Source organism: Methanobrevibacter sp., assembly GCF_017427765.1.
Taxonomy (GTDB): domain Archaea; phylum Methanobacteriota; class Methanobacteria; order Methanobacteriales; family Methanobacteriaceae; genus Methanocatella.
The window spans coordinates 1-13,507 of record NZ_JAFRSC010000016.1 but is presented as its reverse complement, the minus strand read 5'-3'; the positions used below and the strand labels follow the sequence as shown (position 1 = coordinate 13,507).

Annotated in this window: 11 protein-coding genes; all 11 read left to right on the top strand. The window is 36.2% G+C overall.

Annotated features, from left to right (window positions below):
• The first annotated feature begins 13 nt into the window (after positions 1 to 13).
• The gene (locus tag IJL02_RS03730) at positions 14 to 1,153 is read left to right on the top strand and encodes a hypothetical protein (RefSeq protein WP_292809181.1); all 1,140 of its coding nucleotides are present in this window, start codon (positions 14 to 16) and stop codon (positions 1,151 to 1,153) included.
• Entirely contained in the window at positions 1,150 to 3,627 is a 2,478-nt protein-coding gene (locus IJL02_RS03725; RefSeq protein WP_292809179.1) for a hypothetical protein, read from the top strand. Before IJL02_RS03730 ends, IJL02_RS03725 begins: the two co-directional genes overlap by 4 nt.
• Positions 3,628 to 3,640: 13 nt before the next feature.
• Positions 3,641 to 4,072, top strand: a complete 432-nt coding sequence (locus tag IJL02_RS03720) for a hypothetical protein (RefSeq protein WP_292809177.1) — start codon at positions 3,641 to 3,643, stop codon at positions 4,070 to 4,072.
• Positions 4,069 to 5,229, top strand: coding sequence for a baseplate J/gp47 family protein (locus IJL02_RS03715; RefSeq protein ID WP_292809175.1), 1,161 nt, complete (start codon positions 4,069 to 4,071; stop codon positions 5,227 to 5,229). The genes IJL02_RS03720 and IJL02_RS03715 overlap by 4 nt, the downstream gene beginning before the upstream one ends.
• Before the next feature lies 1 nt (position 5,230).
• A complete protein-coding gene (locus IJL02_RS03710) occupies positions 5,231 to 7,789 on the top strand; it encodes a hypothetical protein (protein WP_292809173.1) in 2,559 nt (852 codons plus the stop codon).
• A 5-nt stretch (positions 7,790 to 7,794) separates the two neighbouring features.
• The gene (locus IJL02_RS03705; RefSeq protein WP_292809171.1) at positions 7,795 to 8,163 is read left to right on the top strand and encodes a hypothetical protein; all 369 of its coding nucleotides are present in this window, start codon (positions 7,795 to 7,797) and stop codon (positions 8,161 to 8,163) included.
• 5 nt (positions 8,164 to 8,168) lie between these two features.
• On the top strand, positions 8,169 to 8,444 hold the full coding sequence (locus IJL02_RS03700; protein ID WP_292809169.1) for a hypothetical protein: 276 nt from the start codon (positions 8,169 to 8,171) through the stop codon (positions 8,442 to 8,444).
• Positions 8,441 to 9,145, top strand: a complete 705-nt coding sequence (locus tag IJL02_RS03695) for a hypothetical protein (RefSeq protein WP_292809166.1) — start codon at positions 8,441 to 8,443, stop codon at positions 9,143 to 9,145. The genes IJL02_RS03700 and IJL02_RS03695 overlap by 4 nt, the downstream gene beginning before the upstream one ends.
• Positions 9,146 to 9,147: 2 nt before the next feature.
• Entirely contained in the window at positions 9,148 to 11,718 is a 2,571-nt protein-coding gene (locus tag IJL02_RS03690) for a hypothetical protein (RefSeq protein WP_292809165.1), read from the top strand.
• 3 nt (positions 11,719 to 11,721) lie between these two features.
• Positions 11,722 to 12,588 (top strand): hypothetical protein, encoded by an 867-nt coding sequence (locus IJL02_RS03685; RefSeq protein ID WP_292809163.1) that lies wholly within the window; start codon positions 11,722 to 11,724, stop codon positions 12,586 to 12,588.
• Positions 12,589 to 12,605: 17 nt separating this feature from the next.
• On the top strand, positions 12,606 to 13,507 hold a 902-nt coding region (locus IJL02_RS03680), incomplete at its 3' end, for a hypothetical protein (protein ID WP_292809161.1).

Sequence of the window (13,507 nt, the reverse complement as noted above, 5' to 3'; positions counted from 1 at the left end):
TGAGGGAATTTCTATGTCATATGTAGTATTAGGTTGTGATATTAACAACGGCAATGATTCCAATTTCCAAAATACTGTTGCAAAGGCCTTAGAAAAACAAGGCCATACAGTAGAAAAACTAACTATAGGTCCTAACTACTTTGCAAGTTACTCATACTCCAGTAAAGCAAAAGGAAAAATCGGAGTATTCCTTATTGCAGCAGGATTAACTGCTTTATGTGATCTCTATGATGGTAATACCAGTTTCAAATATGCTTATTTTGGTATAAGAGGAGATATTGGGAATGGTATTGGTTCAATGAATGATTTTAAAACCAAAGGAATTCACAAAGACCATCACGGAGACTGCATAAGTAAATCATGCAACCCATTCAATGGTAAAACATTTCCTCAAATTAACGAAATCACTAAAGCTAAATGTCAGGCGGTGTATGGTGGAACTCCTGAAGAAATGGCTAACAATATTATTAAAGCAATGGGAGGTCAAACAGATTCCAGTTCTAGTAATGGTTCAAGTGCAGGTTCCACTATTAAAGACTCTTTGAAAAAAGCAGTATCTGGTTGGGATGGTGACGTGGAAATAAGAGTTGAAGGGGACACAGTCTATGTTAATAAGATTAAAGACCCCACCACAACTAAACTGGTTGTTAATGAGTTTGAAAATGTTCAATTTGACTCTGTTACTGTAACAGACGTTAATCCACAAACCACCAATAAGATAACTTGTAATTATAAAGGTTATGAATTGACTTTGCAAGATGATCTGTTGATTAAAAGGTTTGGAGAAAATGCCGAAACTGTTGAAGTTGATGAATTTGTGAAAAATTATAATGATGCAGTTTCATTCCTGCAAAGAGCATGGAATAAAATACGTCGTGATGATGGAAGACAAGTTGAATTAAAAGTCAAAGGTGACAGTAAATGGAAAACTGGCCTATGGGTAAGAGTATATCTTCCTTCATTTTATATTGATGATTACATGTATATTACCAGAATGTCCGCAGATGAAGACGGAAGCACTCCTTGGATTACTGGTCTTACATTAGTGGATTATCCTCCTAGTTTCGGAACATTTGAAGAAGAGACATCAACTGAAGAAGAAACCACTGAGGAAGATAGTGAAACTACTACTGATGAGGAGGCAACATCATGAATTCTCAAGATATAACCGTAACTGAAGGCCGTGCCAAAAAGGCAGTTGACAGTATTGTCACAGAATTGGCAATGCCAAAGGTAGATGATAAAGTTAAAACTGCTGTTGAAAATGACAGGACAAGAACTGGAACTATTACAAAATTTTATCCTTACATTGATAGGGCGGAAGTCCAATTGGATAAAACCAAAGAAAAAGTTCTTTGCAGAATATTACACCGGTTTGGTGGGGAATTAATAGATTTTTTCACTCCTTTAGCTGAACGAGTTGATTTTGATGAAAAGTTAGGTGAAAAATATATTGTTCCTCGTGTCCGTCAGAATGTTCTTGTTTTAAAGATTCATGATGATGACAGTAAAGAAAATCTTATCTTAGGCTCTTTCCCGAAAGATGATATTATTGAAATCAATCCTGCTAGTCCTGGAAATGCTAAACTTGCAGCAATAGGAGTTACCAATGACTACTATATCAAGTTTGGTATAGATGGATTGTCCTATAAATTACCGAAGAAATCTTCCACAGAAGTAGGTTATTTTGAAGATGAAATGCAAACAATCGAGCATTACACTACTGATGAAACTTATTCAAAAGATGAAGTGGATGAGAAAATAAAAGAATCTCAAAATGGCAATAATACGGATATTGATGATAAGATTTATACGGAACTGTTGGAGGCTAGTGAAGATTATAAGCAAATGTCTTATGAGAATAAATACTTCCTTTTCCGTGGGGACTGCTGGACAATAAATAACAATTTCGAATCTTCCGCTGCAATCACAAGTGAAACCACAGATGACTTCACCGTTACAGGTACATTCAGGACAAAACAAGACCTCGTGGGAATATACTGGAATTCCGAGGACTTGATTACTCATCCATATATCAGTTATGGTAAACGCACAGATTATCGTAACGTCACACTTGAATTTGATTACACCATGACCGGATGTAAAGACTTCAGCTATAACAACTTGGAAAACCATCCCGTCAGCGTCACAATTGCAGGAGGCAATGGTGAAACATATTACTTCAACATGTTCAATTTCATCAATAACGGTCATGTAACTATTCCTTTCAATAACCTTGTCATTACTGCTGGTGGCCAATATCGTAATGCAGCCGGAGAACTGATAACTGTTGGAAACAACCAAACCAAACAGGTTGATGCATCAGATATTAAGTTCATCATGCTTGTGCTTATTCCTGAAAATTATGATCCGAATACTGCTCATCCTACAGAATATCAGATTATGGAGAATGTTGATTTCACATGTGAAGTTACTAACATTGAAGTTTCTAATGGTGCTATCTGTGAAGAGCATATACCATTAGAGCCTCATAAATATCGTATTTGTGAAGGTTACGATGATTTTTATAACTTGAATCCTCATCGTGTCTGTAAAGAAATGCGTAAACTGGGTTATACTGAATGGTGTGACCTTTATATTGGCGCATCACATTTCTATGAGAAGTCTGGTACTGTGGATGATACGATTGATGCAAGTGCTTTCAATCATACAAGGACAGAGAAAATGGTATTAAATAAGAATGTACCATTGAATAAAGCATTCATTGCTTGGTTGGATTGTTATAGTCGAGAGTTACTTGCTAATGATTGTCCAAACCTTGTTGTATCAGTTAGTATGGAGAATTTGCAATGTCCACAGAGTTGGAGGCAAAAAGATTGTAATGGGAATTATGCATTGACTGGATGGGTTCCATCTACATTCTTTTATAGTCCCTGTAATAGTGAGGTTGCACCATACATGCAGTCAGTTAGTGAGGCTTGTTTGGATATTGTTGTTGCTAATGGTATGCAGCCGATTCTTCAGATGGGTGAAGCTTGGTGGTGGTGGAATGAAAATGACAGACCAAATCAACCTCCTTGTTTCTATGACCTAGCAACACGAAATAAATACTATAATGAATTCGGCAAGAACATCCCTGAATACAGTACCTCGTGGGATGTGAATTATGATGCTGATATGATGTTCTGGTTAAACAAACAGTTATGTGAATATAGTGATTCTTTAAGGGCTGTTGTTAAATCAGATAGGTATAGTAAAGGTTTGTATATGGCTTTGTTTTTCCCACCGTCTGTTACTGATGTTGACCGTGTTCCTGCAATGATGCAAGATGCGAATTATTTGAAAGATGCTTATCATCCGGATAAACTGGATGTTTTGCAGATTGAAGATTATGACTGGGTAATATGGGAAAGTCCACATCATAAGGAAGCTTATAATATTGGTCAGGATTTGGGATTTCCTGAAGACCGCTTGCATTACTTCGGTGGTTTTGTACAATACCCTGAAGATGCAAGGATATACTGGAGATTAATCAAACAATCCATGGATGATGCAATAGCTAAAAAGTTCAAGGAAGTTTATGTCTGGGCAGGCTCACAAGTCCGTAGGGATCATAAGATGATTGGTTATGATAAATATGAATTAGTTCAAAATCTACTAAAATAAAAGGAGATGGAGTATGACTTTGCCAATAGACACTAACAGTTACGATTTCAGGTATAATAAAACTTTGAATGAAGATGTGAATCTTGTAGGGAATGAATATGGTAAATATGATTTGGACATGGACAATGATGATTATGTTAATGTTGTTGGTGTTAATTCTTTGGCGAATGCCTGTATAATCGCAATATTAACACGATACAATGAATTAAAAGACAATCCTACTTATACTGGTTTTGGTTGTCGAGTTCATGGACTTATTAAAGACAATCAAAACAAATTAACTAAATTCAAAATCGAAACATACCTAACAGAGACATTGAATGCTATGAGAAGAGTTGAAAAAATCAATTATTTGAAACTTAAGGAAATCCCAGAGGGACATGCTGTTGAATTTAGCATCACTAGTGTTAATGATGAAATTGTAAAACAGAAGGTAATATTATGAATTATATTGAGAAACAATATGAAGAAATCTTTGAAGAAGCTTTAAATGACAGTCTTGAAAAAGGCCTGATTAGTCATGCTGAAGACTTCCCCACTTTCATTCAGAATCATGAGGACATCAGCAACTATTATGTGATGGATAAATCAGTGATCTCATTAATGGTTTCCAAAGTCTATACTGCAATGACTTCAGTTTATGAATCTGCAAAAATTGAATATGCTGAAGGAACTGATTTAGATGACATTGGAGATGAGTTAGGTATTCCACGGCCTCAAGCCACTAGTGCGGAAGTTGAATGTGAATTCACGTTAGCTAGTGTTTTGGAGGAAGATGTTAATATTCCGGCAGGAGTTATAGTTTCAACAAGTTCTGGTGTTGAGTATGAAACAATAGACCCGATATATATTGCAGCGGGGTATTCTTCAACTACTGTTATGACAAGAGCTGTTACTCCTGGTTTATCTAGTAAGGTTACTGCGGGTAGTTTAACTCACATTGAAACTCAATTAGAATATTCCTTTTCTGTTGCTAATTATAAGAATAGTAGTGGTGGAAGTGAAACTTATACTGATGATGAATACCGTTATTTCTTGATGAATTGGACTAAAATTTTAATTAGAGGTTCATTGGAGGCTTATGAGTATTATTTTGCGAATGTTGATGGTGTTGATGATTATAAGGTAATCCCGAATTGGGATGTGACTGGTACTTTGAAGGTTATTGTTGACCCTGGAACATCCAGTCAATTGAATAGTATTTATAATGATTTGCAGAAGACTGTTTGTCAGGCCGATGAAGATATTGTGATGTTTGCTCCGGTTGCTAAACCTATTGATATTTATATTAAGGTTAATGTTGATATTGACCAGCTTAACCCTTATTCAGAGTTGGAGAAAGAGGATATTAAATCAAGGATTAAATCTGCAATATTATTGTTTATTGATGGAGGTTACATCTACGATAGTGATTCTGAAGCAAAGGTTTGGTATAACGGATTGGGTATTGGTGAGGATTTCATTCCTCATAAATTGGCTGTTTTTTTAGATGAGCAAATTTCTGAAGTGAAAGATATTAATTTCTCTCTTCCTACTGAGTATATTAGTATTCTTGATGAGGAGATTGGAGTTAGTAATAATATTGTTATTGAGATGATATAGTATGCCTCGTAATAGTGTGAAAAGTCTTTTGGACATGTTTCCATATTTCTTTGATAAGAGCAGTGCATCTAATTTTTATAAATCGCAGGATGTTACTAATAATCTTTTCAAAGATGTGTATAATGATTTGTTTAAGGTTAAGGAAAGTTTCAGATTAAACAAGAGATTGCTTGTTTGGAAAACACAAACTGTCCCTTACAATTATACGATTAATTTTGTTTCCAGTTTTCCTAATTTGAAAACTGTTAAGATTTACAAGGATGATAATCTTGTTCATAGAGAAGATTTTGTGGATGATGGGACTTCTAGTTTTGAGTATCTTTATTCTTATGATACTCGTAATGAGTTCTTATTTAATAATCCTGATGATGAGGATAGTGAAGTTGTTGTTGTATCGGATGAAGTTCAAAGTTTATTAGATCAGTTATTGTTTTGGCGTATTGATGTTGATGATCTTCATTTTGATGTTAATCTTCAAGGTGGTTTTAGTCATCTGAAAAGTGTAACTTTATATAAAAATAGTACTAGCATATACACTAACTCATATGAAGATAGTGCTGATGAAACAGTTATTGAATATTCTTATAGGAACACTATCACAAACATAGGAGTTGATGATGAAGATGAAGAAAACGAAGGTGTTGATGATATTTTCTATGTTGAAATAGAATTATGGAATACCGAAGATACTTTAACTAAATATCTTCCGCAAATCGAACCACAATACATCACATCATCAAGATTCCTGATTGAAGTTGAAACATATGATGAATATCATCTCTTCAAAGGATGGCCTGAAAACGACACCATACAGGAAGACTATTATGACCATGATGAAAGCTTGGACAGTATGGGTGCTCAAAACAGAATACCAAGAAAACAATATATCCCCATCGACACACTTGGTGACTATTTTACTTCTGAACCACCATTCAATAACAGATTAACTGAAGATGATTATCATTATATGAAACGGATGTTGGAGTATAATGTCCGTTTGCATACTACTCCTGCACCAGTACTGGAAATATGGAAAATGTATGGTATTGATGCAGTAATGCTCAACCGTGAAAGATACATCCTAAAATGGTTCGACGTCCTCAGACACCCACACCACAAAGAAACAAGAATTGACCCTTGCAGTGGTGCGGAATACGAAACATTGATTGTTGATGACTGGACACCCGAACCATGGGAACATAAAGACAAATGGGTTGATGGAAAAAGCGTACTTAGGGAATATTTCTATGCTTCTGCAAGTACGGTAAGGCCAATTAGAAAGCAACCTGTTACTTTCACATTTAAAGTGTTGAATAGTCTTGCTGAAGATATCAGTAATGATTATACTGTTGCAATATTATTGAATGGTGAACCAATTGATTTGGATGAACCGATTTCTGCTAATCAGCAATGGAAGTGTAATCCCGATTTACTGGATGAAGATAATCCTAATGTTTTCACATTCATCTGTAAAGATGGTGAGAGTAATAATGTGGATAGTGTTGAGATAATAATTAATGTACGTGGTTGTAATGATGCAGACTTCTATGTCAGTTCATCAGGTAGTGATAGTAACGATGGAAGCATAACACATCCTTTTGCAACTTTACAGAAAGCATTGAATAGTATCAATGGAAACTTGGACTTAATTGCAATATATGGGAGTATTGAGATTCCGGAACCTTGCATTGTCCGTGAAAACTGTACCATTATCGGTTGTGAAACCGCAGAGATAACCAATCTCACTAACCCTCGTTTCTTCTACATTTCACAGGATAAGCAATTGACGGTACAGGACATTACATTCATCAAAGGATCATACAGTACATTGATTGATACTCAAATATTCACTAATGAGAATCGTGTTAATGAGACTATTACTGCGATATTGGAAACTGATGAGTATGATGTTCTCATCACTGACTTGCAAGTGGATAAGTTCATTAAAGATTTGACATTAGACCAGGAGACTGGTGTGTTGTCTTGGAAGGAAGTGCCTACATCTGATTTCACTAAATTATCTGATTTTGACGGTGTGGTCAGTAACTTGAATTTGAGTTTGGATGATGATTTAACATTCACCGAATACTCATCAGAAAATGAAGATACTCTCAGACGAAACTCTCCATATGCCCCAGTCGGAGAACTGGCCGGAGCAATTTACAGCATAACAGACAACGAAACCACACTCGCCAACACCGGCCTAATACATGTGGAAGAATACGGTTCGGAATTATACAATTATACTGAACGTGGAATTGATGAATTTGAAATACAACACATCAACAGCATCACACAAATCAGTTTAACACAGGTTACAGGAGATTCCTACAACATTGTCATACGACCTAATGTCCTGCATCCAATAGCCGGACAGAATATTATTCTTGAATTGAATACTGGTGAAGTCACCAATGCCACTTACGCAGCTAATACTAATTATACAATCCCCGTGAACAAAAACACCAGTCAAACTGTACGTATTGTTTTTGAACGTTATGTGGATGATGGTGTTGTTTATCTTGGTTGTGAAAAACTTATGACTATTAATTGGAGTTGAAAAATATGACTGAAGTTGTTAAAGATTTAGAATTAGGAACTTATGTTCTTGCTAAAATTGCAGAAGCCCTTGCAAATTTACATTTTATTGACATTACCGATGATAAAGGTACTGCAAGTGCAGATACAATGAATAAGTTATTTATTGAAGTTGGTCAAAGCAAAGTGGATATTTATTATACTGAAAAAAATGGGAATACTTACAGTTGGCATCAACTGGAATCAGATATTTTTGATGATCTGGTTATTGATTCACAATTATCTAATAGCAGTACTAATACTGTGCAGAATAGGGTTATTACAAATGCTTTGGATAATAAGGTTTCTTCAATCAGCATTGATTCTGATTTGATTTTAACTGTTAGCTACGAGTGATATTCATGCCAGAAGAATTTAAAGAAGAAATCAACAGGAAATGTTTCCATAACGAACCTTTCATGACTCCAAACAATTATGATATCTATTTCAACCCATTGGAAATCCCATCAAATATCCCACAGGAAAGCGGTTATAATTTGGAGAGGAGATTGCAGAAACTCATGCCTTTAACAAAGATTATTCATGTGAATGTTGACTCAACAACAGTTCCTGCAGACAATCATGTGGGAGTGTTCACGGAAATGACGGTAAACGATAAAAAGGTGGTGTTCATATGAACAGTTTTGGAATAATAGGGATTTATACAATCAGTATGCCGGTTCAGACAATGTTCCTCAATGAACGATTAGAATTTACAAACAAGAATATAATCACACAATTCGGAGAATCATTCTTCCTCAACAGATGGATAAACGATGCATTCGACCCCCTAGAATACATTGCAGTAGGAAACGGCAACAACCAACCACAAAAAACCGACTTAACATTAGGCAATGAAACCAGCCGAAGAAAATGCAACTGCGAAGCCGATTTGAAAAATAAATGTTTAATACTAACAACAGCATTCAAAGCAAGTGAAATGCTCGGAACATCAGAAATAGGAGTATTTAATGATAAAATCATGATAAGTCATGACAGATACGAAAAAATAGATGACACATTCCTATCCGGTGCAATTGGAGAAGTAACTGTAGAATACAAATTCCAATTATCAACCGGCTCTATCCGTCGAGGTTGGCAGGAATCACAACAAGGAAACAACATCTTCTACATATCCGAAAAGAATAATGTCGTAGGAGTATTTGAAAACAATACTGGAAGCGGATACAGAAGAGTAAACACCTTACAAGACTTACACACAATCAAAGGCGGTTACTACTATGATAGTGAATCTCAAAACTTATACATCCGACCTACAAAAGATACTGCTTATATAAGAGACATTAACGAAGAAGAAATAGTTGTGCAGGTGAATTAAACATGTCAGAAAACTGTAAACCAGTATATAAAAACTTAAAGAAAATCGCATCGTCTGGTGAGCAACAATATGCCGTTACACAATGGGCTGACCAGAACTGTGAAAATGATGAATACTTGAAACAGGAAGTTGAAAGACTGGACTATCGTATTAATCCATATGTCCGGAAAAGATTCAACCCAATACTTGTTGATGATGAGAAAAGTTACGGCCACCAAATCAACAACTTGGATGGGACAGTAGGTTTCAACAGCGATACTGAAGTAATGATACCTATTGACTTTACAGATGAATCATTATTGGATATGGATATAAGTGACTGTGTAATCGAATCATATCCCACAGTCTCAAATGGAATAGTCAGTATCCATAAACGTGCAGTATTGCCAAAGGAAGAGAAATTAACTGAAAACTTTAACACTAAAAACATGGCTGCCAACGGAAATGTGAACACTTTCTGGTATGTAGGCTACAACAAAACCAAACCATATGTTTTGTATCCGGAATGGTTGAAAAACGATAAAGTAAATAATATTCCTTCTGTTGTACGGGCTCAAACATTCAAAGCACTATCCTCCGGAGTATTGGAATCTGTTTCATTGAAACTGGAAACCAATGGCAGTAACTGGGTAGGATGGGGAAGCCCATTATATGTCCAGATATGGCCAACAATAGCCAAAGAAGTTGCAGTAACCACCTGGAACAAGAAAAAGAAAACCTCTGAATATGTTTATATCCTCGCACCGGCCGGCACAACAAAACAAAGATATAAGGAAATCCGCTCCGGTAAAAACAAAGGAAAATATGTTAAAAACAACAATGGAGAATATATCCGTCAAACTGAAACAATATATTATCCTGCAACAAGAGTTAACAGTGCAGGTACTGCTACTATGTATCAGCCATTGGCCGAAGCTAAATTCGACCCTAAATTTGCAACTCCTGGATTCCATAGTTTTGTCTTTGACAATCCATGTAATGTAACTGAGAATGAGCATTATGCTATTGTGGTGTTCTGTCCTTTGGCTCATTGGGAGCAAGCGCCACGTATTGGTGGTTGGGGTCGTAACTGCAGCCACAGATATGATGATGGTGACGCATTCCTATCTGAGAATAATGGTAGAACATTTACAAGATATGGTAAGAATGACCCTGATAAGATTGAATATAAATTGGGGAAATATACTCCGCAGGATTTTGCTTTTGAATGTAAAATCGTTGCTCATAGTGAGGAGTATGTGTCTTTTGATAGTGAAGAAGAAGACTATAATTACTTGTACTTTAAGCCGATTTTCACCAATCCAATAACCGGAATAGACATAAGTGCAAGGTGTAGAGGATGGGATGACACAGACCATGCAGACGGTAAATTCCTTGAATTCGAATATAGTACAACAGGTAATCGTAACAACCCTGATGACTGGCATAGTATTGGAACTGCAAGAGCAGCCATAACCGGCAAACCAACAATACTCTTCGTAAGAGCCAAGATGTGGCAAACATCAGTCGACAACAGCGTAACCCCATCCATACAAGAGGTTAATATTAAAGTATACTGCACATTACCAACCAGTATGTATGTCCGTACCAAAGTATATAATCCTAAAATCACTCCAATGCTAGGAGCTGCAGTATGGGGCCGTGCAAACGCACCATTCACAGTTGACTCCACAGAAATAGATTGCAGCGCAGAAATCATACAAGACAAAATCGTCAAGGAACACTTCGAAATCATAACTGTCTCCGGTTTAAGTGATTTCACTTACCTGTTAAGTGAAACCCATCAAACCAACATCAGAAATAAAACTGATGATGATTCCCTCTGCACATACTTGGCGGATAATCCGGATATTCTGGAAACATTGAAGAAATCTAATGTCTATGTCAAACCGTACTTGTATACTGATGAAACCACTACCGAATATTTGAGCTTTGATGGTGGTTTGGATGATGATGACAATCAAATCATAGCAGGAATACAATTCAGCAACATACCAGCATATCCAATACTTGAATGTCAATTAGTACCGAACGGTGAAGGATATTATCAAAGTTATGGTGAGTGGTATGATTATAAAGTGGATTATGATGATGATCTCATAATTTTTGATGAAACAGTCATTGACAATATGGCACCAGGTAAACTATCAGTTAGTTATAATCCGGTATTCATCCAAGGATTAACCAATGATGAAATGCCACTTGTCCTTGATTATTTCGAAGAAAAAATCCAAGTAACACAGGACATACTCGAAGACAAGTATATAGTTTTAAGAGCATCTGCAGTAGACCCAATCCGCCACATCTACCTAAACAAAGATGGAGACAATGAAAAAGAACTCGTAGAAGACGTGGACTTCACAGTTGATTACCTGACAAAGACAGTTAAATTCAACCTATTAAACATTGAAACAGATTCAACAAGCCTAAACTTAAACGATATAATAACAGTCGTATACACTCCAAACATTGAAGAAACAGGCCTCGCAATTGGGTATTATGCTAAAAGAAAAGAATCCGCATTAAACAAACAATGCAGTATTTTACCGAATTATTTAGAATACAAGGTGTAAATTATGGTGGATTATAAGACAAGAATTTTCTATGAAACAGAAACAGGAATGATGGGTGCTGAAGTAAAATTATACTCTGAAGAAGGAGAAAACATTGACAATATCGTCATCACAAGTGAATCCAAATTAGCAGAAATCGCCGAAAGAGTATTAGAAATGGATGACACCTATGTTGATATGGAGGAATTAACAAGTGTATTGTTGAATGCAAGTGAACAAGTCACTATTAATGCAACCCGTTTCCAAGGTTATGTTCCTGCTGATTTTGCACGTGCATTACACAGTCACAGTGAATATGCACAGATTAATCATAGCAGTCCACAGGATGTCTACGGTAAAGGAACACCTGCAAATTATGGACATAACAAACTAATCAACAACCTAACAAGCAGCAGTTATGTTGATGGTGAAGCATTAGCAGCATATCAAGGAAAAGTCTTAAAAGATGCTATTGATGCTGCTGTAGCTAATATCTGCAAATGGGAGAAAGTCACATTATCCGGTCACGATAGTGTGGCCTCCTACTGCAACCTTTATGTTAATCAAGCATTAAGACTGGCAAGGGTTACTTATAATCGTAATTCGGTTAAAAAAGGTGTGGGTTCCAGTAAAGATGGTAACAATAGAGATAAAAACCCAAGTCCATATTGGGTTGTTGGTGCTGCAACCAACGGAGGAATATACCTCCATAAAGCCGGCGCCATACCAGAAGCTTATCAACCAAGTACACGTGTATCTCAACCTTTCTACCGTGGAGACTTTGTTTTCCGTGTTGAAACAGACGGAGGTATTGAAGTGCATAACATAAATGGTAAAGGAAGCCAAACTGATGGTATCAGTATACATCAGAATGTATTATATCATTACTAATATAGAGGGGGGGATTTATGATGCCTAAAATAGAACAACATAATTTAAGACAAATGATTAATAATCATTTCTTCGATAGAGATCAGACAAAAGAAATACTTGAAAACTTCGTAACTGTGGATAACAATAGTGTGTTACATGTGGGTTTACCTGACCCCGCTAATGTTGCTTTAACTACTCCGAATAATGCGATTACTACTGCTGATGTGGGTACTTTGAAAGCCAAAGTAACAGACAGTAACAGTAATAATTGTTATGGTGTGCCCGTAGATTTTGTGAACAGGAAGACACGTGAAGTTATTGGTCAAGGAATAACAGATATAAACGGGGAAGCATACTATAACTTCAGATTGGAAGATTCCGATATCTTCAGCGTTCAAGCCAAATTATCACAGGATTATCTTTTCCATGATGGAGCTATATTAAATAATACTGCCACATGGGGTAATTCCGGTAATATTGTTCAGGAAATATATCATGACTACACTTTGATTTATAAAGATGATGACAGTCTCGATAGTTTACTGTATAGTCCTACTTTATCTGGTTATACTGAGATTAGTTTCAAGGCCAAACTTGTAGATGCAGCAGCAAGTGATAGTTTCTGTGGCCTTATAGAAACTAATAGTTCTGGTACTGTTACTGGTACATTGAATGGTGTAACATTATCACAATTAGGATTAACCACCGCAAGTAATGGGCAATGGTTCAAATTCTATATAAATGTTCTTGGTACTGATGTTCTTATCAAGGCCATTAATTTGGAGACTGGTGCGGTCAGTACAGCAAGTGTTACTTTATCAGCTGCAATGAGTTATTTCAGTTTCTGCTTCGTCTTAACCGGAGACTTAACCAGTACTTATTTCAGTGATGTGAAAATCAATAAGTGCAGTGATGATTTGACCATGTTTGTAAAAGA

Excerpts from the sequence above, each read along its gene's own strand:
- IJL02_RS03710 (WP_292809173.1), top strand. The coding sequence starts at position 5,231 with ATGCCTCGTAATAGTGTGAAAAGTCTTTTGGACATGTTTCCATATTTC.
- IJL02_RS03715 (WP_292809175.1), top strand. The coding sequence starts at position 4,069 with ATGAATTATATTGAGAAACAATATGAAGAAATCTTTGAAGAAGCTTTA.
- IJL02_RS03690 (WP_292809165.1), top strand. The coding sequence starts at position 9,148 with ATGTCAGAAAACTGTAAACCAGTATATAAAAACTTAAAGAAAATCGCA.
- IJL02_RS03705 (WP_292809171.1), top strand. The coding sequence starts at position 7,795 with ATGACTGAAGTTGTTAAAGATTTAGAATTAGGAACTTATGTTCTTGCT.
- IJL02_RS03700 (WP_292809169.1), top strand. The coding sequence starts at position 8,169 with ATGCCAGAAGAATTTAAAGAAGAAATCAACAGGAAATGTTTCCATAAC.
- IJL02_RS03685 (WP_292809163.1), top strand. The coding sequence starts at position 11,722 with ATGGTGGATTATAAGACAAGAATTTTCTATGAAACAGAAACAGGAATG.
- IJL02_RS03720 (WP_292809177.1), top strand. The coding sequence starts at position 3,641 with ATGACTTTGCCAATAGACACTAACAGTTACGATTTCAGGTATAATAAA.
- IJL02_RS03730 (WP_292809181.1), top strand. The coding sequence starts at position 14 with ATGTCATATGTAGTATTAGGTTGTGATATTAACAACGGCAATGATTCC.
- IJL02_RS03725 (WP_292809179.1), top strand. The coding sequence starts at position 1,150 with ATGAATTCTCAAGATATAACCGTAACTGAAGGCCGTGCCAAAAAGGCA.
- IJL02_RS03695 (WP_292809166.1), top strand. The coding sequence starts at position 8,441 with ATGAACAGTTTTGGAATAATAGGGATTTATACAATCAGTATGCCGGTT.